The organism is Chryseobacterium binzhouense (assembly GCF_007474545.1).
GTDB classification, from domain to species: Bacteria; Bacteroidota; Bacteroidia; order Flavobacteriales; family Weeksellaceae; genus Chryseobacterium; species Chryseobacterium binzhouense.
The window spans coordinates 369,797-392,960 of record NZ_VKOG01000003.1 but is presented as its reverse complement, the minus strand read 5'-3'; the positions used below and the strand labels follow the sequence as shown (position 1 = coordinate 392,960).

Sequence of the window (23,164 nt, the reverse complement as noted above, 5' to 3'; positions counted from 1 at the left end):
AAATTTTAACAAATTTTATAGCGTTTTATCATTCCGCTCTGGCTCAACGTACAGCAATAATCTCTACATTTGACCGTTGATTATATGCTTGGATTGTAATTAATCATTTAACCAATCATTTTTTATAGAATCCAAATTATATCAAAAAAGAAAATTAGATGGTAAATTTCAGAAAATATATTTCAGGTGTAACGGTGTTAGCAGCCGGTTTTTTGTGGGCTCAAACCACTGTTTCTACAGTTCTTTACTCTCATAATAATGACAACTCAAGAAGTTTAAATCTGCCTTCTCCTGTAGATGCTTTAGAAAAAGCTATTTTATCGCCCAAGGATATTGTTGATATCAATGTCAATACAATGATGGCAGATCCGGTGCTGAAAAATGCAACGTGGGGATTTGTAGTTTATGATCCTGTAACTAAAAAAGTAATTTCTTCTTATAATGAAACTACTCCTTTGGTTCCGGCTTCAACAACAAAACTTTTAACGACAGAGACGGCTTTGAGTTTGTTGGGTGAGAATTATCGCTGGATGACTCAGCTTGAGTATTCCGGAGAAATTGACGAGAACGGAGTACTAAACGGTAATCTTTATATTGTAGGAAGCGGAGATCCTTCTTTGGGAACCAACAAAGCGGGAGCATGGTCTTATAAAGATATTGTAGCAGATTTCGTTTCAGGTATAAAAAATGAGGGAATCAAAAAGGTAAATGGTGATATTGTCATTCAGACAGCGCTTTTCAAAGGTAACTTATCGAGACTTCCGGAAAATGTTGTGTGGTTGGAAAACAATAATTACTATCTTCCTGTAGGGACTACCAAAGAAATAAATCCTGCAAACGAAAAGCTGATTGTAAAGAAATCTTTAACGACTGCTGCAGATAAAAAGTTTTTCTATGTTTCACCTTATGCCAATCAGATGGTGTATGCAGAGAAATATGATGGTGACGGAACTTTAACTACCAAACTTCCTGATGCACCGGCTTATCTTGCCAATTCTTTCAAGGCTAATCTTGTAAAAAGCGGTGTTGGAGTTATAGGAAAAGTAAGTCCGAAAATGACTGATGCTGCGCCGGAAATCAGAAAAAAAATAAGTGTTTATCAGTCTCCGACTTTAGCCGATATTGTGTATTATACCAATCAGAGAAGTGACAATTCCTTAGCAGAAGCTTTACTGAAGACAGTAGGTTTCCAGAAAATGGGAGACCAGACTTCTGAAACAGGCAGAATTGTTGTAAACAATCATCTTAAAGATATTGCTTTCGATCTGGAAGGTTTGAATTATATGGATGGAAGCGGTCTTTCAAGGAGTAACAAGGTGACCCCGATTTCGCAGGTAAAATATCTTTCTTCTCTTATGGGAAGTAAGTTTTACAAAACTTATTTTAATTCATTACCGATCGGAGGTCAGTCAGGAACATTGAAAAGTATGTTTTTGACAGAAGGCAACGGACAGGTTTTTGCAAAAACAGGAACTTTAAATAAAGTAAAAACTTTAGCAGGGTATTTAAAAACCAATTCAGGAAAGACACTTTGTTTTTCGTTAATGGTTAATAATTACGCCGGTTCGGTGACTCAGGTAAAAAGCAAAATGGAAGCAATTTTGAAACCTGCATTAGATCTATAAAAATATCAACTTTACATAGAAACCTTTTAATCTTTGATTGAAAGGTTTTTTTTATCTTTAAGCCTTAATAATTTATAAATGAAAAATATATATCTTTTGCTTTTAAGCCTGTTCACAGCAGGTTTGCTAAAAGCTCAAAATATGAATATTGAAAAAAAAGGGCTTGTAGAGAAAGAAATGGCAGCTTACACTGCAAAGATGGGGGCAGGAAACATCAACAACAATACTCTAAACTACGATCTTCAGTATCAAAGAATGGATGTTTCTATTGATCCTGCAATACTGCAGATTTTCGGAACGGTAACTTCTCATTTTAAACCCAGTCAGCCAATCAGCAATATTTATTTTGACCTCAACAATAATATGCCGGTTTCTCAGGTGGTTTTTCATGGTCAGAATCTGAATTTTCAACAGCTTTCAACCAGAGAATTAAAAATAGATTTTACATCATCTCTTCCTGCTAATGTGTTAGATTCTCTTACGATTCATTATTCCGGCAGTCCGTTCTCGCCCAATAATGCATTTTTTAACGGAACTCAGGGTGGTAATTCGGTTCTGTCAACACTCAATCAACCTTACGGTGCGCAGGATTGGTTTCCTACAAAACAAAGTCTTAACGATAAGATCGAAAAATTTGACATAAAGGTGACTAGTCCTCCACAATACAGTGTTGCGGCTAATGGCAGACTTGTTTCGGAATCTATTTTAGGAAACGGGCAGAAGCTTACATTCTGGCGAACCCAGTATCCCACAACTGCTTATTTAATTGCCTTGTCAATCACTAATTTTATTAAGATGAATGATACCATTGGCAATCCTCCGTTTCCGTTCGTAAATTATGTTTTTCCGTCTACTTTTTCCAACACTACAAGCATGAATAATATTGAGTGGACGAAAACACTGATGAATACTTTTGAAACTTATTTCGGAACTTATCCTTTCAGAAATGAGAAGTATGGTCATATGGAATTTCAGGCAGGAGGCGGAATGGAGCATCAGACGATGTCTTCCATGGGAGGTTGGAGCAGATCGCTGATTGCTCATGAGCTTGCGCATCAGTGGTTTGGTGACAAGGTTACCTGTGGTGCATGGAACGATATCTGGCTCAATGAAGGTTTTGCAACATTTGGAGAACATCTGGCGAATGAAAAACTTTTGATGACCAATGCACAATTTCTGAATTATCTGCTCAGCGAAAAAAATTATATCACAAGCTCTGCGGGAGGAAGTGTTTATGTTGCTGATGCAAATCTGGCAAATATTAATGCGATTTTCAGCAGCAGGCTTTCTTATTCTAAAGGAGGGTACATTGTAAGGATGATGAAATGGATTTTGGGAGATACTGTTTTTTATCAGGCAATAAAAGATTATCATGCAAGACCCAATCTGGCGTACAGCTATGCAAGAACAGCAGATCTTAACGCCTCTTTACTCCAATCCACAGGTAAGAATTTTACAGAATTTTTTAATGATTGGGTTTACGGTCAGGGTTATCCTACTTATGATATACGTTGGAAACAGGTGGGAAATCAGCTGACGTTTAAGGCTTCACAAACTCAAAGTCATTCTTCAGTAAGTTTTTTCGAAATGCCTTTACCGATAAAAGTGACAGGAACAGGAGGACAGATTGCTTATTTTGCTTTAAATAACACTTCAAACAATCAATATTTTACAGAAAATATCAGTTTTCCGGTAGCAAGTGTTCAGTTTAATTATGAATACCAGATTCTTGATAGAAATTCTACTGTAACGCAGGACAGCAGCCTTAATACTTCCGAATTAATTAGTAATAATTTCAATATCTATCCTAATCCTGCTAAAAATGAGTTATTTGTTTCAGGTCTGAAAAAAGAAACAGAATTTACAATTTATACAGAAGACGGAAGATTGGCTATGATAGGGAAAACTCAAAATAAGGTAGATGTATCTTCATTGGAAAAAGGAATATATTTTATAACATTATCAGATGTTCATCTGAAATTCATTAAAGAGTAAAAATATCTTAATTTAATAACTAAACTTTGTCTGTACAGGCAAAGTTTTTTGTTTTATAACCCCTCAGAAAATTGTATTTTTGTTGAAACTATTAGATTTTATGGAATTTTTAGACCGATACCAGCAGATTGTTGCTGACGCTATTAATAAATATACCTTTAAGGATAAGCCGACTGAATTGTATGAACCGATGAACTACATCATTTCTCACGGCGGCAAGAGACTTCGTCCGATTATGGTTTTAATGGCTTGTGATTTATTCAATGGTGATCAGAAAATGGCGATAAAGCCAGCGCTGGCGATAGAGTTTTTCCATAATTTTACGCTCATTCATGATGATATTATGGATGAAGCTCCACTCAGAAGAAACAAACCAACCATTCATACTCTTCACGGTATCAATACCGGGATTCTTTCGGGAGATGGGTTGATGCTTAAAGCATACAAGTTTTTTGAAGATCTTGAGCCAGAAATCTTCAAAGCCTGTATCCGGATTTTTACCCATACCGGATTGCTTTTGTGCGAAGGACAGCAATACGACATCAATTTTGAAACTCAGGAAAATGTAACTTTTGATGATTATATACGAATGATTACATACAAAACAGGAGTACTGAGTGCATCATCCTTTGAAATTGGTGCTATGATTGCCAAAGCTCAGTTCAAAGACGCCAAAGCGATTTTCAACTTCGGAAAGCACATCGGAATTGCATTTCAGATTATGGACGATTATCTTGATGTATTCGGAGATCAGGCTCAGTTTGGTAAAAAACATGCAGGCGATATTTACGAAAATAAAAAAACCGTACTGTATCTGCTGGCAAGAGAGCACGGAACCTATGAAGAACGTAAAGAGCTGGATTACTGGTATTCTAAGAAAACGGATAATATTGATAAGGTTTATGGGGTGGAAAAGATTTTCAGAAGAACCAAAGTTGACGAGAAAGCGTTGCGCCTGATTGAAAAACATAATGAGATAGGACAAAGTTATCTTTCTAAAATTGATGCTCCCGAAGAAAAGAAAAAGCCATTTATAGAGCTTGCAAATTATCTTTTGAGAAGGGAGAGTTAATTTATAATTCTCAAGTTTAATGAATGAAATTCCGTACAGAAGTTGATATTTACGAATCTGAAAGAAAAATAGAAGTTGAGGATAGAATATTTTCAATAGGATCTTGTTTTGCTTCTGAAATGTCAGATTTATTGGCGAAAGGTCAGCTTCAAAGTATGAATAATCCTTTCGGAACGATTTTCAATCCGTTTTCTATTAATAATGCCGTTAAAAGGCTTCATGATTCGGAGTTTTACAGGGAGGATGAACTGATCATTTATGACGAAAAATATATTTCTCTGGATCATCACACCAGTTTTGATACAAGATATATTCATCAGACTTTACAAAAGATAAATTCAGGAATAGAACAGGGAAATCTTTTTCTGCAGCAGGCTGAATGGGTAATTATTACCTACGGAACTTCCTATATTTACGAATTTGAGCCTAAAGAAAAACTGGTTGCCAATTGTCATAAAATCCCTTCAAAATTTTTCAATAAAAGACTTTTGACCCAACAGGAAATATCTGATTCTATTTATGATACAATTATTAATCTGAAAGATATCTGTAAAGATCAGCTTCAGATTCTGTTTACCGTTTCCCCCGTGCGTCATACCAAAGACGGAATGATTGAAAACCAATTGAGCAAATCGAAATTGATTGCGGCAGTCCATGAAGTGGCTAATGAGTTTGACAATTGCCATTATCTCCCTGTTTATGAGATTTTGATGGATGATTTGCGGGATTACAGATTTTATAAGGATGATATGATCCATCCTAATTCTCAGGCAGTCAATTATATATTTGATAAATTTGGCTCGGCTTATTTTTCAACAGAAACAAAAGATTTTATCAAAGAAAATTTTAAGATTGTAAAAGCTCTTGAACATCGGAGTGATGACGAAAAAGATCCGAAATATATAGAATTCAGAGAAAAATTACATCTTAGAATTGAAACTCAAAGAAAAAAAGTAAAGCACAAAGTATTTCCAAATGATTGATTTCACGAATATTGATTATCTGATAACCGGAAACGAAAGGCAAAAAAGAGCTTATGAAGTTTTAATTAAATATCATATTTTCAGGAAATTGAAATCTTATTCGCCCATTTTAGCAGGAACAATCCCAATAGAAATCGATGTTGATGGAAGTGATCTGGATATTATTTGTGAAGTTGATGTAGAATTTGAAGAAAATTTTTTAGAGGATCTTTCTTTGAATAAAATAATTCTGAACGAAAATGATGTTAAGATTGATTATCCGATTTTAAATGGTGAAAAGTGCATTACAGTAAATTTTACACTTGATGAATTTGCTATAGAAATTTTTGGACAAAACAAACCTGTAAAAGAACAAAATGCTTACCGCCACATGATTGCAGAATATAAAATATTGCAGGAGAAAGGTGAGAATTTTAAGCAGAAAATAATAGAATTAAAAAAACAGGGAATAAAAACGGAACCCGCTTTCGGAATGTTACTGAATTTGGAACATCCTTACGAAGACCTGTTAAAATTATAAAAATGATTGACACACATACACATTTATACTCTGAAGAATTTGATAATGACAGAAAAGAGACAATTCAGAGAGCTTTAGAAAAGGGAGTTACAGGGTTTTATCTTCCGGCAATTGATTCCGAATCACATGATAAAATGCTTCAGCTTGAAAGCGAATATCCTGAAAACATTTTTTCAATGATGGGATTACATCCTTGTTATGTAAAACCGGAATCGTGGGAAAAAGAACTTGAAATTGTAAAAAATTATCTGGATCAGAGAAACTTTCCTGCTATTGGAGAAATTGGAATTGATTTATATTGGGATAAAAGTACTTTAGACATTCAGATAAAAGCTTTTGAACAGCAGATTGACTGGGCAATTGAAAAAGACTTGCCGATTGTCATTCATACCAGAGAAAGTTTTGATGAGACATTTGAAGTTTTAGAAAGAAAAAAGCATCCTAAACTTAGAGGAATTTTCCATTGTTTCTCTGGAAATGCAGATCAGGCAAAACATGCACTAGATTTAAATTTTTTATTGGGAATTGGTGGAGTTGTTACTTTTAAAAATGGGAAGATTGATCAGTTTTTACATGAGATTCCTTTAGAAAAAATTGTTTTGGAAACCGATTCACCTTATCTGGCTCCGGTTCCGCACAGAGGTAAGAGAAACGAAAGTTCATATCTTGATCTGATTGTGGGAAAACTGGTAAATATCTACAACAAAGATTTTTATGAAATCAGCATGATTACAACCCAGAATGCCAAAAGAATTTTACAGTAATATTTGTTTTTTATAAGTAAATGAAAACAAGAATTTTACAGTTTTCGGATAATACAAAAGTGGTGAAAATCATTGTCTTTACAATTTATTTTATCATCAATTTCTTGTTTCTGATAAAATATGGTATCCGTCAAAATTTCATTCATCCATTTTTATTAACAGCTGTTTTTGTGGCTTTGCATATAATCTTGTTTTATAGTGACCGTAATTTTAATAAATCAAAGATTAATACTAAAACCATCAATCTTTTAATTGTTTTTAGCGGTATTTTTTATCTTTTACTTTCCCACCTGATTACAGATCCTTATTCTTTAAAAATAGACAGATGGCAGACTGTAGAATATTCGCTTGATTATTGGCTTCATGGGAAATATATCTATGCAACCAAAAATTTCATGGGAAATATACCATCTTACCTTCCTGGCCAACTCTTACTGATGCTTTTGTTTTATCTTTTGGGAAATGTTGGCTATATGCAGGCTGCTGCGATGATTTTATTTGGCTGGATTGTAAAAAGGGAATTCCATTCAGGTAAAATACGTATGATGGGGATTTTTTTGCTTTTTCTTTCTTTATCATACATTTATGAAGCCGTTTGCAAAAGCGATTTTATTTCCTCATTTATAATCATTTCGTTTTTTATTTTATATTGGCATCAGAACTATAGAACGAATTATTTTCAAAAACCAATTATTTTGGGATTAATTGTAGGGGTGTTATGTTTAACCAGAAGTGTTGTGATTTTACCGTTAGTTTTATTTTTATGCCACCCGTTTTTTGTTTCCACTTGGAATGAAAAAATCAAATTTTCGGCTACTTTCTTTTTGACAGTTGCTTTTCTGATGTCTACCGTAATTCTTCCGGCAGAAAGTATTGATGAAGTAGTGGCTTACAATCCTTTAACAATGCAGGGACAGCTGAATTCCGCTGTAGTATTATTCTTTCTTTTTATTACAGTTTTTTTATCATTTGTGCTTAAAGAAATAAGGCATATTTTTTTGTGGTCTTCAATCATTATATTTGCTGTTATGGCATCACATATTATAGAGCAAATTCTGAGAAACACAGCAGTTGAGTTTTTAAATGTTACCTATCTTGCAGCAGCATTACCATTTTCTATTGTAGGTTATTGTTTTCTGTTACAGGAAGATAAATTTAGATCAAATAAAAATATCAGGACTGAATAGATTCTTTCAGAGTTCTTTTTAGCAGTTGGTAATCTTTGTCGGGCATAGATTTTTTCGGGAACATATAGCTGTATTTCCCTTCAATCACAATACACTCCTGATTGCTGTCGAAATATTGAAAGTCTTTCCATTCACTGGTTTCTTTCTCACCGTTGATGTTTACGGTGAAAAAATTTTCATCAAATCTTATTTCATACGTTTTACAATTTTCTATTTTTAAAAGATATGCATTTACCTGTTTTCTCCATCGGGAAACTTTATTGATGCTTACAGAAAGAAAAACGGCACAAAGAAGGAAAAGAAAGCTCACAAAATATAATATTCCTGCTTTTTCTTTGGTGAAATCGTTACGGAAAACAAAAACAATCATTAAGATTGCTGCCACAACAATTGTTGTAATTGTTTTTCCTCTAGTTGTAGGAGAAAAAAACAAACTCCCTTGATTGCCTCCGAAATAGATTTTCTCAAAATCTTCTCTTTTAGGTCGTAAAACAATTAGTCTTTCTTCACTCATGATGATTAATTCTGATGCAAAGCTAAAAGAAAAAATCTATTTTGAGCCATAAACAATAGTTGGTAACAATGAATATTTGTTTTCGGGTTACATATTTGTACTATGATATATCTAAATTACTCTATCTTTGATTAAAATTCGGTTATGAGCCAGATCCTGAAAAACTATTCCGGAATTTTACTTTTACTCTTAGGAATTACGGTGGGAAGCATCATTGGGATGTTAATGCCGGATATTGTTGATTATATAAAGCCTTTAGGTGATATTTTTCTGAATCTGCTTTTTGTAAGCGTTGTTCCGCTGGTATTTTTTGCAGTTTCCAATTCTATTGCTTCTCTTGAGCAGCAGTCAAAATTTGGAAAAATAATGTTTACAATGACCTTTACTTTCCTGTTTTTTATTTTAACAGCAGCAGTATTTACAATTTGCGTAGTATATCTTTTTCCTGTTTCGGGAGTTTCAGTAAGCCATGAAATTGTAGAGGAGGCTGTAAGTAATGACACTTGGGGAAATAGGATTGTCGGATTTTTTACTGTAGGAGAATTTACTCAGCTTTTTTCACGGCAAAATATGCTGGCTTTGTTGATTTTCGCTTTTATGACAGGTTTTTCAGCAAGAAAAGCAGGTGAAAAAGGACATCATTTCATAGCATTTATCGCTTCAGGATATGAAGTAATGAAAGAGTTGTTGTTGTTAATCATGAAAGTAGCGCCCGTCGGCTTGGGAGCATATTTTGCATATCAGGTTGCCACTTTGGGACCACAGCTTTTCGGATTTTATGCTAAACCTCTGGGATTGTATTATATTGCAGGAATTGTTTATTTTTTCGTCTTTTTTTCTTTGTATGCATTCATGGCAAAAGGTAAGAACGGATTTAAAAGCTTTTGGGCTCATGCAGCTTACCCTTCTCTCACTGCTTTGAGCACATGCAGCAGTTTTGCAACAATGCCTGCGAATTTGCAGTCAGCTTCTTATATGAAAATTCCGGATCAGATTTCCAATATTGTCATTCCTATCGGAACAACATTGCATAAAAATGGGTCGTCAATGTCTTCTATTATTAAAATTTATATTGCTTTTTTGATTATTGGCAGAGACTTTTTTGACCCTGTGAATTTGCTTTTGGCTTTGGGAATCACTGTTTTTGTGAGTGTTGTTGCAGGTGGTATTCCAAATGGAGGATACATTGGGGAAATGTTGATGATTTCGGTTTATCAGTTACCACAGGAAGCAATTCCTGCTGTGATGATAATAGGAACATTGGTAGATCCTCTCGCAACTGTTCTCAATGCAGTAGGACAATTGGTAGCTTCTCTTTTTGTAAGCAGATTTGTAAAAGTTTAAATATGATTTATTTTATGAAAATGTGAAAAAATCATTTATAAAAAAGAGGCTTTCTAATGTAGAAAGCCTCTCTTCGTATGTGTTGTTGTCTGAATTATTTCTTGTAAGGAACGTCTTTAATTCTCGCTTTTTTACCTCTAAGGTCTCTGAAGTAGTAGATTCTTGATCTTCTAACTTTACCTCTTCTGTCAACTTCAATTTTTTGCAAAGCTGGCATGTTGATAGGGAAAACTCTTTCTACACCTACATCACCAGACATTTTTCTGATGGTGAAAGTTTTTGTAGAACCAGTACCTCTCAATTGGATAACTGTTCCTTTAAAGAACTGAGTTCTTGTTTTTTGTCCTTCTTTAATTTCGTAATACACAGTGATTGTGTCTCCTGCTTTGAATTCAGGGAATTCTTTTTTAGCGATGTACTTGTCTTGTACGTACTTTAATAAATCCATTATTAATTAAAATAAAATGTTAAAGCTAAGCAACTTACACGTTCTTCGTCAGAGGTTGAATAACAGACTGCAAAAATAAAACAATTTTTTCTGTTAACCAATACTTTATACAATATTTTTATTAATTTTTTGTAGAAATGACTATAGCAGAAAGAAAAAAAATTTTTAAAGGTTTGTGTTCCTTCCAATCAATAATATGTTGAATAAATTTTGTCTTTTTTACATAAGAGAATACTTTTTGCTAAGACTATTTTTATGAAAAAACTTTACTTGCTCCTGACTGCATTTTGCAGCCCGTTTTTATTTTGTCAGGAGACAGATTCTGCTGCGGTAATTTCTGAAGTTACGATAGATGCTTATAAGAAGCCGGGTAAACTAGTCAATTCAACAAAATCTGTTTCAGTAATTACTAAAAATCTTCTCAATCAGAATACACCAGAACGTTTGCTAGAGTCTGTCAATCAGATTCCCGGTGCAAGAATGGAAGAGCGTTCGCCGGGAAGTTACCGTATTTCTCTTCGGGGAAGTACTTTACGATCTCCTTTCGGAGTAAGGAATGTAAAAGTTTATCTTGACGATTTTATCTTATCAGATGCTTCCGGGAATACTTATTTCAATGTTATTTCACCTGAGTTGATCGAGAGAATGGAGATATTTAAAGGTCCGGAAAGTGGTGATTACGGAGCCGTGACAGGCGGAACAATAATTCTAAATACTAAAAAATTGGAAAGTCTTTCCGTAAATTCTGCGATTGGAAGCTATGGAACATTTAACCAAAGTGCTGTTTTTTCCAGACAGGCAGGGAAACACTTTTTTGAAATTTTTCAAAATTATTATCAGACAGATTCTTACAGAGATCAGTCTTCAGTCAGAAGAAAGCAGATTTTTATAAAAGATAATTTTCAATATTCTGAAAAAGGTATTTTAAAAGCAATGGTTATGTTCTCAGATCTCAATTATCAGACTCCGGGCGGATTAACTTTGCAGCAGATGGAAGCCAACAGAAAGCAGGCAAGACCTAAAACGGCAGTTCTTCTCGGTGCAGAAGAACAAAATGCAGGAATTAGAAACAAAATGATTTTGGCTGGACTTTCAAATGAATTTAGTCTTAATCAGAACTTTTCGCATTTCATCCTCGTTCAGGGTTCGTATGTAGATTTTGAGAATCCGTTTATTACCAATCTTGAAAACCGATTTGAAAAAAATCTGGCATTACGGACACATTTTAATTATGAGAAAAACTGGGACGCACTTTCTTTAAGCTACCGATTGGGTTTTGAAGGCGGAATAAACGATATATTTGTTAAAAATTACGACAATAACAAAGGAATTGAAGGGAATCCACAAAATTTTGATCAGATTAAAAATGCTTCCGGATTTTATTTTATCTCTCAAAGGCTGAATGTGCAGGATAAATTGTTTACCGACATTTCTTTAAGCCTCAATTCCAATTCTTATCAATGGCAAAGATCATTTCCGGAAGCTGAATCGGGCAATGTAAAATTTAGAAATCAATGGCTCCCAAATTTCGGAGTAACCTACGCATTTACAAAAGGATTTTCAGTTCGCGGTAAAATAGGGAAGGGTAATTCTGCACCAACGAATGAAGAAATAAGGTCTTCTAATCAGGAGTTCAATCAAAATCTGAGTCCTGAATTTGGTTGGAATAAAGAAATCGGGATCAGAAAACAATTAGGAAATTTTCTGTTTGCAGAAGGAAGTTATTTTGATTTCAGGCTGAATGATGCCATTGTGAGAAGGCAAAATGAATCCGGACAGGAATACTTCGTTAATTCGGGCGAGACGGTGCAGAAAGGTGTTGAATTTTTATTGGAATCTAAGAATTTCAGTCTTAAAAATGATTTTTTCAGCCATTTTAAATTCAGATTTTCAGGAAGCTTTTATGATTTTAAGTTTAAAAATTATCAGCATAATGAAAATGATTTTTCGGGAAATGATTTGACCGGAGTTCCCGCAACTGCCATCAACAGTTTATTTAATTTTACTTTTTTTAAAAAACTGAATATTGATTATTCTCATTTTTATACTTCAAAAATACCTTTAAATGATGCCAACTCTGTCTGGTCAGAATCTAATTTGATTGCGAATATTCAGTTCAGATTTCCGTTGAATTTTGGGAAAACTAAAGTTAATTTATATCTTCAGATTCAAAATTTATATAATGAAGATTTTGTTTTAGGTTTTGATATTAATGCTTTTGGAAACCGTTATTACAATCCTGCAGCCAAAAGAAATTTTGTTTTGGGAGCGAAAGTTGATTTTTAAAAGGACTGTTTTGTAAGAATATTGTTTACGATCATTTCTGCATGAATTCTGGAGTTTTCTATAAACCACAAATGGGTGTCTTTTCCACCACAGACAACGCCTGCTAAATACAGATCAGGGATATTGGTTTCCATCGTTTCAGAATTGTATGTAGGGTTTAGACATTCGCCATTCAGCTCAATTCCTGAGTTTCTCAGAAAATCAAAATCGGGAAGATACCCGGTCATGGCGAGAACGAAGTCATTTTCAATTTCGTTGATAGCTCCGGTTTCATCTTTAAAAATAACAGAATTTTCTTTAATTTCAATTAATTCAGCATTAAAGAAAGCCTTAATAGATCCTTCTGCAATTCTGTTTTCAATGTCTGGTTTTACCCAATACTTTACATTGTCAGAAATTGTCGAGTTGCGAATGATCATGGTTACGTCTGCACCTTTTCTATAAGTTTCCAAAGCAGCATCTACAGAAGAATTACTTGATCCTACAACTACAACTTTTTGTCTCGCATAAGGATAAGGCTCAGTGTAGTAATGCTTTACCTTTGGAAGTTGTTCTCCCGGAATATTCATTAAATTCGGAATATCATAAAATCCGGTCGCAATAATCACGTTTTTGGCAAAATACTTAGATTTTGAAGTTTCAATATTAAAAGTTTCTTCTTTTTTTGAGACTTGTACCACTTTTTCGTAAAGCCTGATGTTAAGATCTTTCTGTCTTGCAATTCCTTGATAATATTCCAGTGCTTCCTGTCTTCCGGGTTTTGGAGCTGCTGAAATAAAAGGAATTTCTGCTATTTCGAGCTTATCGGCAGTAGAAAAAAACTTCATATAAAGAGGATAATTGTATAATGAGTTTACGATTGTTCCTTTTTCTATAATTACATAGGTGAGATTTTTCTTTTCAGCTTCCAAAGCACAATTTAGCCCGATGGGTCCGGCTCCGATGATGAGAATGTCTACAATTTCCATTACACAAATTTACAAAATCAAAAATTCCCGGTGGTCAATCTGCAAAATCTTTAGAGCAACTCGGCATTAGTTTTGATTTTATCGGATAAATTTTTTAGTTATGAAACATTTTTTTGTCATATTTATGATGATTTTTTTTATTTCATGTGAAAAAAAAGTAAGCGAAAATCCTACGGTTTTGTCTGATACAGTCAGAAAGGCTGAAGAAAAAACAGAAACTGATCAGAAATTATTTTCTAAAGAAGTGATATTAAAGAAAATGAATGATGATTTGCTTCAGGCAATCAAGCTGGGTAATTATGGAACCTTTTCAGATTTTATTCATCCGGAAAAAGGAGTAAGATTTTCTATGTACGCTTTTGTGAACAGAAATGAAGACAAGCATTTTTCCAAAGCAGATTTTCAGAAATACTTTCCTTCAAAAACTATATTTACCTGGGGAAGCCGTGATGGAACGGGAGAAATTTATCGAGCGGCAATTGATCATTATTTTAAAAAATGGGTCTTTAAAAAAGACTTTACAAAAGCAAAATACTCACTCAATACATTTCAGGGAAGCGGAAATTCTCTGAATAATCTTAAAGAAATTTATCCTGATGCCGATTTCACAGAGAATTACGTTGCAGGTTCGGAAAAATACAGCGGTATGGATTGGAACTCACTGCGTTTTGTTTTCGAGGAAATTGAAGGCAAGTATTATCTGGTTGCTGTGATTAATGATGAATGGACGATATAATCAAGCTATTCCAGCGATGTTAATAGAAATGAGTTTTCCTGTTGTTAAGTTTAGCTCAATATAAACATTGCAGTTTCCTCCATTCATCATACTTATTTCATGATACTGATAAGTTTCAGTTAAGGATTTGTTTTTACAGAAAAAATGAGTCAGTATCAATATTTCATTTTTAGAGTTTTTAACGGCTACAATCTGCTTCAAATAGTTATTGTATTTCTTTAATTTCTTATTGGTTTCGAATTCTTTTTTTAAAACAGAATCTATTTTGATAAGTTCATTTGTGTTTATATCATAATTTGAAACTTCTTTTTTCCAAGTTAAATTATGATGATTATTGTAAAAAGTAAAAACTGAATAATCCTTAAAATTTTCCAGGTCTATATTGTTCTTGACCGATAAAGATGTTTGAACAATTTTCATTCTGTCAGGGTATTTTCCATCAGCAAATTTAACAAAACCATTCTTTAAAACTGCTGTTTCACTACCATTATAACCAAGCGGGAAAGGAATGAACTTAATGATGTTGTTGTTTATTTCTAATTTACCTTCCCATCTTTCTGCTCTATTATGATTTGTTTCACTATATTCTTCTTTGAAAATATAGGTGCTGTCACTATAAACTATAAATTCTTTTTTTAATTTATTTAAATCATTAAATTCTTGTGAGGCAACTAATAATGGGATTTTTCCCTCCATTTCATTTTTATTACAACTCAAAAACAGTATGAAAAATAGTAAAGAAAAAAAAGAGGTTACAGTTTTCATAAGAAATTACCTACTATAATATTTCTACTAACTGTTTCGTTAAATTCCTTCTTGAAAACTGTTCAATATTTTGAGTGCTTTGCGAAAGATCTCCGTTTTTCCACAATTCAAATCTTCTTAAAATAAAATCTTCAATTTCTTCAGAATCATGAAAAGTGAAATGTCTTCCCGCTTTTGTTTCAGTTAAAATTTTAGAAACATCAGCTTCTTTTGGTCCGAAAGAAATAATCTGTTTTCCTGTCGCTAAATATTCAAAAATTTTACCCGGAATGATTCCTTTAGAAGTTTCACCCGGAAAATTGGTAATGAGGAGAAGTGATGATTTTGTCATTTCTACCACTGCTTTATCATGTGAAACGTAGCCCAGATTCAGAATATGATTTTTTAGTGTGGAGTTTTCAATCATATTTAAAATCTTGTCATCAATTCTTCCAACAAATTTTAAGCTGAAATTTTCAGCAAAATCTGAGTTTTTTTGTACTAAATTTTCTAATGCTTTCCAAAGATTTTCAGGATTTCTCAATTGTTCCAAAACACCGATATAGCTGATTGTGAATTTAGCATGAGTTTCTAGAAGGTTCAGAGTTTCAGGTTTTGAATCTGCTTCATCAAATCCGTTGGTGATGCAGACCGCATTGGCTCCGTTTTTCCGGAAGTTTTCTGCATCAGTATAACTTGTTGCCAAAGTAATATCTGCATTTTTAAAAACTTCACTTTCCAGAAAACGATGCTTTTTATCAGATCTGTTGGTCAGTTTTAAATGTTTGTAGTAAGAAATTTCAGTCCATGGATCACGAAAATCAGCAACCCATTTTAATTCAGGAAATTTCTTTTTTAGATTTAAACCAATCAGATGCATAGAGTGGGGTGGTCCTGAAGTAACAACTGTGTCTATCTGATTCTCTTTCAGATATTTTTCAAGAAATTCTGTAGAAGGTTTTACCCAGAAAACTCTTGCATCAGGAATAAAAAAATTTCCTCTCACCCAGATTGAAAGTTTAGATTTCCAGCTTTGATTTGCTCCTACATCAAATTGTCCGGCTTTGAATTTTTTATTGCTTTTATTCAGTTTTTCGGCAAGCTGATAAGGTTCCCATATTTTTGTTTTTACAATTTCTAAATCTTTAGGAATATCTTTTACCAGACTTTCATCCAATAAAGGATAACTTGGATTTTCAGGGGTATAAATAATAGGTTTCCAGCCAAAATCAGGAAGGTATTTTGCAAACTTGAGCCATCGCTGAACGCCGGGTCCTCCCGCAGGAGGCCAATAATAAGTAATGATAAGAATTTTTTTATCTTCCATGAATTTTAATATAAATCCTGCGTCTTTTGTCATTCTGAATGAAATGAAACTGAATGAAGAATGGCAGTACAGAATTTAAGCTTCTTCTTTAAATTGTGTCTCTTTTTTCTTATTTTTATTCAACCAGAAAATTCCGAAAGCACTTAAGCCGATAAATAGTGCGAAACAAATCAGAGAAATCCATTTTCCTTTTTCGATAACTTCCGGCTCAAAAATCATTTTGATATTGTGAGTTCCGGCAGGAACGTACACCGCACGTAAAAAATAATCTGATTTAATGTAAGAAACTTCCTTTTCATCTATAAAAACTTTCCAGCCATGAGGATAATATACCTCTGAGAAAACAGCCAATTGCCCGGTTTTAGACTGCGATTTGAATTCTAATTCGTTCGGTTCGTATTTTGTGAGATTGATCGAAGCCGTAGAGTCTTGCTGTACATTTTTACCATTAAAATAGGCTTTATCATCAGCATTGACTACTGCCGTTTTTTTAGTGTCAATCTCTCCGATTAATTTTATTTCTTCATCTGGTGTGCCTGCAAATTTCAGATCACTTACAAACCATGCATTTCCGTTGGCATTTGGATTAGGAACGACCTGTGGTTGTGAAGGATCACCAAAAATCATGTATTTTGTGTTGAGAAGATTGAGGATTTTTGGTGTTTTGATGCTGTCAACATTAGAAATATATCTGTTCATTACATCATCAAACCTTCTCAGTCTCACTGCATGATAACCGCCTACTGAAGATTTAAAATATGAAGTATTGGTTTCGCTGGTTACACCTAAAACCTGATTGTAAATTCTGTAGTGTTTTTTATCTTTTTCGGCAATAGTTTCCAGCGCTTTGTTGGTTGGAATGCTTGCTAAGATCGACTGCAGATTGGCGTTATCCCCAACTTTTTCAGCAAGATACTCTGAACCTTCAGTCTGAAAAGGGTTTTCAGCAAAAATTTTGTCAACGTAATTATCATCATTCAGATAACGTTTGTTCACCGTCCAAAGATCAAACAAACTTACTGCTCCGATAATGATAAGTGCAATATTCTGATTTAATTTTTCTTTTAAAGCAAAGAATAAAACTGCTGCAGTAATTCCTACATATAATAAGGCTTTGATGGCATCAGTTCGGAACATTCCAAATCTTGCATCAACCAAATAATCTAATAAGAAAGGAGGTAAGTAGGTTTTTTCGTTATCGGTAGCAAATCCTAAAAGCGATTTTCCAAAAAGGATCAATATAAGTGTTAGAGCCAAAGTGCCTCCTCCAGCATAGGTAAGTATTTTCTTTTTATAATTTCCATCAAGATTTTCACTCTTGAAAAATCTGTATAATCCTACAATTGCAATTAAAGGAAATAATAATTCTACGACAACCAGAATAGAAGAAGGTGCCCTGAATTTGCTGTAAAACGGAACATATTCAATAAAGAAATCAGAAAGGAACATAAAGTTGCTTCCCCATGCTAATAAAATCGTTAAAATAGTAGCACCTAAAATCCAGTAACGGTATTTTTTCGGAGCAAAAAAGAATCCTAAAAGAGCCAGAAAGCAGACAACGGCTCCCTGATAAGCAGGTCCTGAAGTTCCCGGCTGATCTCCCCAATAAGTAAGGCTTCCGAAACCTTTGGCAATTCTTTCATATTCTGCCTGAGAACTTACGTTTTCCTGTACAAGATGCTGTACATTTTCCATCATTTCTTTTCCTTCCGGTTCCTGGCTTCCGCCTCCCATCAGTCTTGGGATAAAAAGATTCAGTGTCTCCAGTTTTCCGTAGCTCCACATCAGAATACTTTCTTTATCCATTCCGGTATTTCCTGCTGTGTTGGTATCGGTATTAAGAATATGTTTTCCTCTTACTGTTTCTTTGATGTATTCGGAGTTTGCCATAATTCTCTGAGAATTCATCCCGACTCCGATTGCCAGTGATGCCGCAACAATTCCTGACGAAATCAGAAAATGTTTCATTGGAACTTTCTTCTGAATGGCTCTTACCAATTCGGAAATAAATAGAAATCCTAATCCTAGAAAAAGGTAATACGTCATTTGCGGATGGTTTGCCGCCACCTGCAATCCGAAGAAAAGGGTAGTGACAATGAATCCGAGAATGTATTTTTTTCTGATATAAACGAGTAAAATTCCAGCCAAAAGCGGAGCAAAATATTCTATAGTATTTACTTTCCCATTGTGTCCGGCTGCAATAATAATGTAAAAATAAGTGGAAAGACCGAAAAATGTGGCTCCCAAAAGGGCATATTTCCAGTTTCGTACAGCAACCATTCCCAGAAGAAAAAAACCTGAAAACAAAAGAAATAGATAATTAACCGGTCTTGGCAAAATGTTGAGATAGCTGTCGATTTTTTTGATAATATCTCCCTCAAACCGGCTCCCCATCTGGTAAGTAGGCATTCCTCCAAACATTGAGTTGCTCCAATAGGTTTCTTTATCGAAGTTATTTCTGTAGTCGATGAGTTCTTTAGCACCTCCGCGATATTGTACAATATCATGCTGAAAAAGCTGTTTTCCCGTAAATACAGGAGTAGAATATAAAAATGCCAATAATAAGAATACAACCAGTGAAGCTGCAACGTAGATTAAGTTTTTATTTTTTGCCATTTTGGTCATTAGGTAGATTAATTTTCAATCTTTTAAAATTATTTTTTCTCTTTTACCTCTTCATAGTCAACGGTTTCTGCATCCCATTTCACTTTCTGTTCAATATTCGGTTTTGAGCTTTTCTTTTCTTCCTGCTGATTATTTTGTGGTCTGAAACCTGTGTATTTGTAAAAAGATTTAAAAAACATTCTTTTTAAAATATTCCAGACAAAGAAAATAATTATTGTTGCGAGAATTAACTCAAAAATAAATTTCATAGATAGATATTTATTGTTTTTTCAGATCATAAGTTATCGCCTTGTTGTATTATAATTTAATATAAATTCTTTTGGGCGATTTCATAACCTTATTACTTTAATGTTCGGTTTTAAAGCTGAGGTTCAATTAAACATAAAATTGAACCTCAGGCTGTTGTATTTATTTAGAAGAAGGATTTACCATTACAGAAGAGTTGGAAACACTTTTCATAGATTTAGATTCTTTACCGTCTGAAATGGTTTCTACCTGAGTGGTTTTTACACTGATGTTCTGGTTGTGGATCCATCCTGTATTTTGGTCAAACTTTATCGTTCCGTTTTGCTCAAGCTCGCTGCTCATGCTGTGGTTGATGCCGTTCTGACTTTGCTTTTCTGTTTTTTTAGGAATACCTCCGGTAATAGAAATTTCGGCAATTCCGTTGCCTACGCTTTTCAGAGTATAGTTTGAAGTAACTTTTACTTTTCCTGCTTCATCAGCACTTTCTGACGTATTCCATTTATCACCAATTTTAACTCCTTTTTTGGGAAGTATAGACAGATTTTTTTCAAACTGATCTTTCAGCACTTTTTCGTTGAAAGTTTCTTTAAGACTTGCCACAACACTTGCTCTCTGATTGGCATCTTTCACAATATTTTTAAGTGCATCAGAAATTTTGGTATAAACTGCATCAAATCCTGTGATGGAAATTACCTTTCCGCTGGTATCCATTTTCATGTTCAGTTTATTCCCTGTGAGCGCTTTATTTACATTCCAGATCATTTTAAGATTGTCATCTTTCGGAATCTGCTGATGGGTATCTACTACGATTGTTTTTCCTTGTGCGGACTGAGAGTTTCTTTTTGCAATCAGATTAATGGTCATGTCGTATACATTTCCTTTAATATCATTTACCGTAAAGCTCATTTCATCTGTAGATTCGCTGGTTCCGCTCATGCTTTTTCCGTCCGGGTCGGTCATGGTTTTGGTGTCTCTCTGGTAAGTTGTTAAAGGATATGTTTTTCCTTTTTCCAGTTTAAAAGTCTGCTTGAAAATACCTGCCGAATCTTTGATTGCAGCATCGGCTTTTACTTCTTTTACAGAATCGGCAGGAACTTCTACCGTTATCGTTTTACCGGTTTTGGGATCTACTTTGGTGATGGTTGCCGTTTCTTTTTTACATGAAACAACGGCTAATGTAATTATGGCTAATGCAAATATTTTCTTCATAAATTTTTCTTGATAAACCGGACGTATTTTTTACAGTTAAATTTCCTGACCGGTTGTAGATGTTGATTAAAATTAAATTTTCGTGAGTTTCTGTCTCATCGCTTCATACAAAATAGCTCCACATGCTACAGAAACATTTAGAGACTGGGTTTTTCCTTCAATCGGCAGCTTTATTTTTTCATCTGAATGATGCAGAACTTCCTTAGAGATTCCTGTTTCTTCATTTCCCATGACAATAGCGCACGGTTCGGTAAAATCTACATCATAGATAAGCTTTTGGGCTTTTTCTGTTGCCGAAAATACGGAAATCCCACTTTGCTGCAGGAAATCTACCACATGTGCCAAATTGGGTTCTTTACAGATTTTGATGTTGTACATTGCACCGGCGGACGTTTTTATGGCATCAGAATTAACGGGTGCACCGCCTTTTTCAGGAATAATTACGGCATCAATACCCACACATTCAGCAGTTCTGCAGATTGCTCCAAAGTTTCTTACATCTGTTAATCGGTCTAAAATCAGAATGAAAGGAGTTTTTCCCTGCTCGAATAATTCGGGAACAATATCTTCAATTTTGTGAAACGGCACATCGGATATAAAAGCCACCACACCCTGATGGTTTTTTCTTGTAAAGCGATTAAGTTTTTCTACAGGAACGTAATTGGGACGGATTTTATTTTTAGCTAAAATAGCTTTCAGTTCTGCATAAATTTCTCCCTGCAATGCGTTTTGTATAAATATTTTGTCAATAGTTTTTCCAGCTTCAATAGCTTCCAGTACGGGACGAAGCCCAAATATAAAATCGTCTTTCATTTATTTGGTTTAAAGTTTAATGTTCAAAATTCAAAGTTTAGTTTCGTTGTATTTTGAACCTTTTAGTTCTGAATTTTTTAAGTAGTTAATAAAAGCACCAATTTTTTTATTTAAAGTTTCAGATTTCTCTTTTAAAATTTCAAATTCTTTAGAGGTAATAAATTTTCTATCGAAAACGCGATATAATTGTGACCTCGTTTCTCCACAAGATGCTTTTGCAATAGAAAGAAACTGCACAAATTCTTTATTTCCATTTCTTTCAAAACCTTCTGCAATATTATCCATTACTGAACCTGAAGAACCGTCAATTTGGTTACAAAGTCTGTAATTATTTTTAAGAGGTGTTGTTTCTATTATGATGTAAATTTCATTACAAAGTTCTCGGGATAATTTCCAAATTTCTAAATCTTCGAATTTTTTAATAGTCGCCATAACTTTGAATTTTAAATTTTTGAACCTTGAATTGTTAGATTTTTTCTCCCAAAACGGCTCTTTTCTGCGCCATTGCATAGCCGAAGTGCAGACTTTCGTGGAGGTTATTAAAAATAATAGCATCCTGAATGCTTTTCAGATCCATGCCGAAACTAGTCGTGTAAGGAGTGTAATCTGAAAAAAAATCGCTGTCAAAATCTTTCATTAAAGTTTTTGAAGTTTCGGTCAGTAAAAATTCAAGATCTTCCACTTCGGATTTTTGAACGTTCAGGTTAGGTAAAGTTCCTTTTTTGTAAGTTTCTATCCAGTATTTGTCTATTCTGAAAGGATTTCCGCTCAGATAATAATGCAGCAATTGCTGTGTGGCAACTGTATGGGCAATATTCCAGTAAATATTATTGTTAAAACCATCGGGAATCAGCAAAAGATCTTCGTGGGAAGTATTTTGAAGAATATCTAAGAGGTTTTTTCTGACTTGTCTGTGCGCTTGAAAATGATAATTCATTTTGCAGAATTTTAATCCCCAAAATTAGTTTAATAAACTGAAAATGACAATTATTTGTAGTAGGAAAGGAAAATTTTTAGAAATGTTAACAGAGTTATTTTTGAATTGGGAAAGTTTTCTTATTTTTTATGTTTGTAAAAAACTAAAAAGAAAATAATTATGAAGAAAACAAACTTTAAGTATTACCCATTTCGTAAACTCTTCTTAATGACTTGTCTGGTAATTGTCATTTATCTTATTATTAAATATGGTGTCTTAATTTTGTTTAATAAAACGGATTTTACAAATATTTCTGCTGTAAACTTAATAATGGATATTGCGGGACTGTCTTCCATTTTGGCTTTAGTATTTTCTCTAATTAACGAATATATAATGTGGAATTGGTATTTAAAATTTTTAGGTTTACCAGACTTACGAGGAAAATATACAGGCGAGTTGGTAAGTAATTACCATATTGAAGATGACATTACTAAACCCAATATTACAAAATGGATAGAAATGGAAATTCATCAAAATATAAATGGATTTCATGTAAAAGCAAACTTTTATCCCAGTCAGTATAATAAATCCGAAACATCAGAATCTGAAAGTATTACTCACGATATATTAGCAAAAGATAATGGGGAATTTGTAATTACCTATCACTATAGAAATAAAGGGAATAAATTTCATAAGGAGAACGAGAGATATAAACACAATAACCATGATGGTATTGCGATACTTACATTTGATCCTAAAAATAAGATATTAAAAGGTAATTATTTTAACGATGGGCAAGAAAGAGAAAGTTATGGTAAGTTAAATTTAATAAAAGCTTAAAA

Annotated in this window: 22 protein-coding genes; 11 read left to right on the top strand and 11 right to left on the bottom strand. The window is 33.8% G+C overall.

The annotated features are described in order from the left end of the window. Positions 1–158 precede the first annotated feature (158 nt). From dacB to FNE73_RS10425, 7 genes are all read left to right on the top strand, one after another. Entirely contained in the window at positions 159–1,625 is a 1,467-nt protein-coding gene (gene dacB / locus FNE73_RS10455) for a D-alanyl-D-alanine carboxypeptidase/D-alanyl-D-alanine endopeptidase (protein ID WP_143884549.1), read from the top strand. 78 nt (positions 1,626–1,703) lie between these two features. After that, complete coding sequence (locus tag FNE73_RS10450) at positions 1,704–3,620, top strand: M1 family aminopeptidase (RefSeq protein WP_143884548.1); 1,917 nt, start codon at positions 1,704–1,706, stop codon at positions 3,618–3,620. Positions 3,621–3,720: 100 nt separating this feature from the next. After that, positions 3,721–4,692, top strand: coding sequence for a polyprenyl synthetase family protein (locus FNE73_RS10445; protein ID WP_143884635.1), 972 nt, complete (start codon positions 3,721–3,723; stop codon positions 4,690–4,692). Positions 4,693–4,715: 23 nt separating this feature from the next. After that, the gene (locus tag FNE73_RS10440; protein ID WP_143884547.1) at positions 4,716–5,675 is read left to right on the top strand and encodes a GSCFA domain-containing protein; all 960 of its coding nucleotides are present in this window, start codon (positions 4,716–4,718) and stop codon (positions 5,673–5,675) included. Further along, positions 5,668–6,195 (top strand): DUF4269 domain-containing protein, encoded by a 528-nt coding sequence (locus tag FNE73_RS10435; protein WP_143884546.1) that lies wholly within the window; start codon positions 5,668–5,670, stop codon positions 6,193–6,195. The genes FNE73_RS10440 and FNE73_RS10435 overlap by 8 nt, the downstream gene beginning before the upstream one ends. A 2-nt stretch (positions 6,196–6,197) precedes the next feature. After that, positions 6,198–6,959, top strand: coding sequence for a TatD family hydrolase (locus FNE73_RS10430; protein WP_143884545.1), 762 nt, complete (start codon positions 6,198–6,200; stop codon positions 6,957–6,959). A 20-nt stretch (positions 6,960–6,979) separates the two neighbouring features. Further along, positions 6,980–8,146, top strand: coding sequence for a hypothetical protein (locus FNE73_RS10425; protein WP_143884544.1), 1,167 nt, complete (start codon positions 6,980–6,982; stop codon positions 8,144–8,146). Here FNE73_RS10425 and FNE73_RS10420 read toward each other — a convergent pair. After that, a complete protein-coding gene (locus tag FNE73_RS10420; protein ID WP_143884543.1) occupies positions 8,133–8,660 on the bottom strand; it encodes a YcxB family protein in 528 nt (175 codons plus the stop codon). The genes FNE73_RS10425 and FNE73_RS10420 overlap by 14 nt on opposite strands. A 144-nt stretch (positions 8,661–8,804) precedes the next feature. On the opposite strand from FNE73_RS10420, the gene FNE73_RS10415 reads away from it, so the two are divergent. After that, positions 8,805–10,004 (top strand): dicarboxylate/amino acid:cation symporter, encoded by a 1,200-nt coding sequence (locus tag FNE73_RS10415; protein WP_143884542.1) that lies wholly within the window; start codon positions 8,805–8,807, stop codon positions 10,002–10,004. Positions 10,005–10,098: 94 nt separating this feature from the next. Here FNE73_RS10415 and rplS read toward each other — a convergent pair whose 3' ends face one another. Beyond that, positions 10,099–10,452 carry a 50S ribosomal protein L19 gene (gene rplS / locus FNE73_RS10410; RefSeq protein ID WP_089742977.1) on the bottom strand — a complete coding sequence of 118 codons (354 nt, stop codon included), beginning with the start codon at positions 10,450–10,452 and terminating at the stop codon, positions 10,099–10,101. Between the two features lie 255 nt (positions 10,453–10,707). On the opposite strand from rplS, the gene FNE73_RS10405 reads away from it, so the two are divergent. After that, positions 10,708–12,738: a TonB-dependent receptor gene (locus tag FNE73_RS10405; protein WP_143884541.1), complete on the top strand. Its 2,031-nt coding sequence runs from the start codon at positions 10,708–10,710 to the stop codon at positions 12,736–12,738. Here FNE73_RS10405 and FNE73_RS10400 read toward each other — a convergent pair. Beyond that, positions 12,735–13,706, bottom strand: coding sequence for a YpdA family putative bacillithiol disulfide reductase (locus FNE73_RS10400; RefSeq protein WP_143884540.1), 972 nt, complete (start codon positions 13,704–13,706; stop codon positions 12,735–12,737). The two genes, FNE73_RS10405 and FNE73_RS10400, sit on opposite strands and share 4 nt — an antisense overlap. Positions 13,707–13,806: 100 nt before the next feature. Between FNE73_RS10400 and FNE73_RS10395 the strand changes: the two genes are divergently transcribed. After that, positions 13,807–14,442, top strand: a complete 636-nt coding sequence (locus FNE73_RS10395; protein ID WP_143884539.1) for a hypothetical protein — start codon at positions 13,807–13,809, stop codon at positions 14,440–14,442. On the opposite strand, the gene FNE73_RS10390 is transcribed toward FNE73_RS10395, so the two are convergent. From FNE73_RS10390 to FNE73_RS10355, 8 genes are all read right to left on the bottom strand, one after another. Further along, a complete protein-coding gene (locus FNE73_RS10390) occupies positions 14,443–15,138 on the bottom strand; it encodes a hypothetical protein (RefSeq protein ID WP_143884538.1) in 696 nt (231 codons plus the stop codon). Between the two features lie 82 nt (positions 15,139–15,220). After that, the gene (locus FNE73_RS10385; RefSeq protein ID WP_143884537.1) at positions 15,221–16,513 is read right to left on the bottom strand and encodes a glycosyltransferase; all 1,293 of its coding nucleotides are present in this window, start codon (positions 16,511–16,513) and stop codon (positions 15,221–15,223) included. 75 nt (positions 16,514–16,588) lie between these two features. Beyond that, a complete protein-coding gene (locus tag FNE73_RS10380; protein WP_143884536.1) occupies positions 16,589–19,129 on the bottom strand; it encodes a YfhO family protein in 2,541 nt (846 codons plus the stop codon). 38 nt (positions 19,130–19,167) lie between these two features. Next, a complete protein-coding gene (locus FNE73_RS10375; RefSeq protein WP_143884535.1) occupies positions 19,168–19,386 on the bottom strand; it encodes a hypothetical protein in 219 nt (72 codons plus the stop codon). Between the two features lie 160 nt (positions 19,387–19,546). Further along, positions 19,547–20,593, bottom strand: a complete 1,047-nt coding sequence (locus FNE73_RS10370) for a DUF6263 family protein (protein ID WP_143884534.1) — start codon at positions 20,591–20,593, stop codon at positions 19,547–19,549. A 72-nt stretch (positions 20,594–20,665) separates the two neighbouring features. Beyond that, complete coding sequence (gene rlmB / locus FNE73_RS10365) at positions 20,666–21,406, bottom strand: 23S rRNA (guanosine(2251)-2'-O)-methyltransferase RlmB (RefSeq protein ID WP_143884533.1); 741 nt, start codon at positions 21,404–21,406, stop codon at positions 20,666–20,668. 30 nt (positions 21,407–21,436) lie between these two features. Further along, positions 21,437–21,838: a four helix bundle protein gene (locus FNE73_RS10360; protein ID WP_089742961.1), complete on the bottom strand. Its 402-nt coding sequence runs from the start codon at positions 21,836–21,838 to the stop codon at positions 21,437–21,439. A gap of 34 nt (positions 21,839–21,872) precedes the next feature. Beyond that, positions 21,873–22,343, bottom strand: a complete 471-nt coding sequence (locus FNE73_RS10355; protein WP_143884532.1) for a DinB family protein — start codon at positions 22,341–22,343, stop codon at positions 21,873–21,875. A 159-nt stretch (positions 22,344–22,502) separates the two neighbouring features. Here FNE73_RS10355 and FNE73_RS10350 point away from each other — a divergent pair, with 159 nt between their 5' ends. After that, positions 22,503–23,162, top strand: coding sequence for a Cap15 family cyclic dinucleotide receptor domain-containing protein (locus tag FNE73_RS10350; protein ID WP_143884531.1), 660 nt, complete (start codon positions 22,503–22,505; stop codon positions 23,160–23,162). Positions 23,163–23,164: the final 2 nt, after the last annotated feature.

Coding starts and splice junctions, on each gene's coding strand:
- dacB (WP_143884549.1), top strand. CDS start 159: ATGGTAAATTTCAGAAAATATATTTCAGGTGTAACGGTGTTAGCAGCC.
- FNE73_RS10450 (WP_143884548.1), top strand. CDS start 1,704: ATGAAAAATATATATCTTTTGCTTTTAAGCCTGTTCACAGCAGGTTTG.
- FNE73_RS10445 (WP_143884635.1), top strand. CDS start 3,721: ATGGAATTTTTAGACCGATACCAGCAGATTGTTGCTGACGCTATTAAT.
- FNE73_RS10440 (WP_143884547.1), top strand. CDS start 4,716: ATGAAATTCCGTACAGAAGTTGATATTTACGAATCTGAAAGAAAAATA.
- FNE73_RS10435 (WP_143884546.1), top strand. CDS start 5,668: ATGATTGATTTCACGAATATTGATTATCTGATAACCGGAAACGAAAGG.
- FNE73_RS10430 (WP_143884545.1), top strand. CDS start 6,198: ATGATTGACACACATACACATTTATACTCTGAAGAATTTGATAATGAC.
- FNE73_RS10425 (WP_143884544.1), top strand. CDS start 6,980: ATGAAAACAAGAATTTTACAGTTTTCGGATAATACAAAAGTGGTGAAA.
- FNE73_RS10420 (WP_143884543.1), bottom strand. CDS start 8,660: ATGAGTGAAGAAAGACTAATTGTTTTACGACCTAAAAGAGAAGATTTT.
- FNE73_RS10415 (WP_143884542.1), top strand. CDS start 8,805: ATGAGCCAGATCCTGAAAAACTATTCCGGAATTTTACTTTTACTCTTA.
- rplS (WP_089742977.1), bottom strand. CDS start 10,452: ATGGATTTATTAAAGTACGTACAAGACAAGTACATCGCTAAAAAAGAA.
- FNE73_RS10405 (WP_143884541.1), top strand. CDS start 10,708: ATGAAAAAACTTTACTTGCTCCTGACTGCATTTTGCAGCCCGTTTTTA.
- FNE73_RS10400 (WP_143884540.1), bottom strand. CDS start 13,706: ATGGAAATTGTAGACATTCTCATCATCGGAGCCGGACCCATCGGGCTA.
- FNE73_RS10395 (WP_143884539.1), top strand. CDS start 13,807: ATGAAACATTTTTTTGTCATATTTATGATGATTTTTTTTATTTCATGT.
- FNE73_RS10390 (WP_143884538.1), bottom strand. CDS start 15,138: ATGGAGGGAAAAATCCCATTATTAGTTGCCTCACAAGAATTTAATGAT.
- FNE73_RS10385 (WP_143884537.1), bottom strand. CDS start 16,513: ATGGAAGATAAAAAAATTCTTATCATTACTTATTATTGGCCTCCTGCG.
- FNE73_RS10380 (WP_143884536.1), bottom strand. CDS start 19,129: ATGGCAAAAAATAAAAACTTAATCTACGTTGCAGCTTCACTGGTTGTA.
- FNE73_RS10375 (WP_143884535.1), bottom strand. CDS start 19,386: ATGAAATTTATTTTTGAGTTAATTCTCGCAACAATAATTATTTTCTTT.
- FNE73_RS10370 (WP_143884534.1), bottom strand. CDS start 20,593: ATGAAGAAAATATTTGCATTAGCCATAATTACATTAGCCGTTGTTTCA.
- rlmB (WP_143884533.1), bottom strand. CDS start 21,406: ATGAAAGACGATTTTATATTTGGGCTTCGTCCCGTACTGGAAGCTATT.
- FNE73_RS10360 (WP_089742961.1), bottom strand. CDS start 21,838: ATGGCGACTATTAAAAAATTCGAAGATTTAGAAATTTGGAAATTATCC.
- FNE73_RS10355 (WP_143884532.1), bottom strand. CDS start 22,343: ATGAATTATCATTTTCAAGCGCACAGACAAGTCAGAAAAAACCTCTTA.
- FNE73_RS10350 (WP_143884531.1), top strand. CDS start 22,503: ATGAAGAAAACAAACTTTAAGTATTACCCATTTCGTAAACTCTTCTTA.